Origin of the sequence: Marinobacter sp. G11 (genome assembly GCF_021282325.1) — a bacterium.
Lineage (GTDB): Bacteria > Pseudomonadota > Gammaproteobacteria > Pseudomonadales > Oleiphilaceae > Marinobacter > Marinobacter vinifirmus.
Map to the genome: position 1 here is coordinate 1 of NZ_JAJSPB010000103.1, position 1,135 is coordinate 1,135.

1 protein-coding gene is annotated in these 1,135 nt (G+C 51.7%); it reads left to right on the forward strand.

Features of this window, described 5'->3' with window-relative positions; genetic code table 11:
* Nucleotides 1–78 precede the first annotated feature (78 nt).
* Nucleotides 79–1,107, forward strand: coding sequence for an IS630 family transposase (locus tag LWH94_RS19200; protein ID WP_232903309.1), 1,029 nt, complete (start codon nucleotides 79–81; stop codon nucleotides 1,105–1,107).
* Nucleotides 1,108–1,135: the final 28 nt, after the last annotated feature.

Sequence of the window (1,135 nt, forward strand, 5' to 3'; positions counted from 1 at the left end):
TACTAAGGAGTTCAAAAGTAAGCGAACATGATGTATAATAAAAACATTGCTCGCGGACTATATCGGATATCAGCTCTTATGCGCCATGACGACGGTCGTAAACTGGACCATAAAACTCTGGAAGCACTTCGGGTTCGTGCCGTTCAAAGGGTTATGGATGGCGAAAGCCCGGAAGTGGTGATCAAAGCTTTGGGCATGAGTCGAGCCCGGATTTATGAGTGGCTTGCAGCCTACCGCGAGGGCGGCTTTGAAGCGCTTAAAGCCAAGCAGATTTCCGGTCGTCCCAAGAAGTTGAGCGGCGAACAGATTCGGGAGCTGTATACCTGGATTACCACCTTCACGCCGGACCAACTGAAGTTTAATTTCGCCCTGTGGACCCGGGGTCGTGTGCGTGAATTGATCCGGCAAAAGTTCAACGTGCGACTGAGCGATGTGTCCGTCGGTCGCCTGCTTCGCAACCTGGGGCTGACGCCTCAAAAGCCGCTGCATCGGGCGTACCAGCAGAAGCCGGAGGCTGTGAAGCAGTGGAAGGAAGAGACCTACCCAGAGATTCGCAAAGAAGCCAAGAAGGTTGGCGCTACGATCTACTTTGGCGATGAGGCTAGCATTCGCTCCGACTACCACAGTGGGACTACCTGGGCGCCCATTGGAGAGACGCCAGTTATTCGCAATACCGGAAGCCGTTTCAGCATTAACATGATTTCTGCCATTTCACCCCGCGGCGAACTGCGCTTCAAAACGATCAAGGGAAACATGAACACCGATGCCTTCATCGGGTTCCTCAAAGCACTGGTCCAGGATTCCGAAAAGCCGGTGTTCCTGATCCTCGACAATCACCCGGTGCATCATGCTCGCCGGGCTCGAGACTATGTTGAGAGTCTCGACGGCAAGCTCAGGTTGTTCTTCCTGCCGCCGTACTCGCCGGAGCTGAATCCTGACGAGTCTGTTTGGGGCTATATCAAATACCATCACGTCGGTAAAAAGATCATTAACAGCAAAGAACAACTTCGGAGCACTGTTTACCGGCAGCTTCGACGTTTGCAAAAATTGCCACGACTATTGAAATCGTTTTTTGGCCATCCGGATTTGGCTTATATCTCCGGGTAATGTTCGCTTACTTTATTTCGAATTAGTA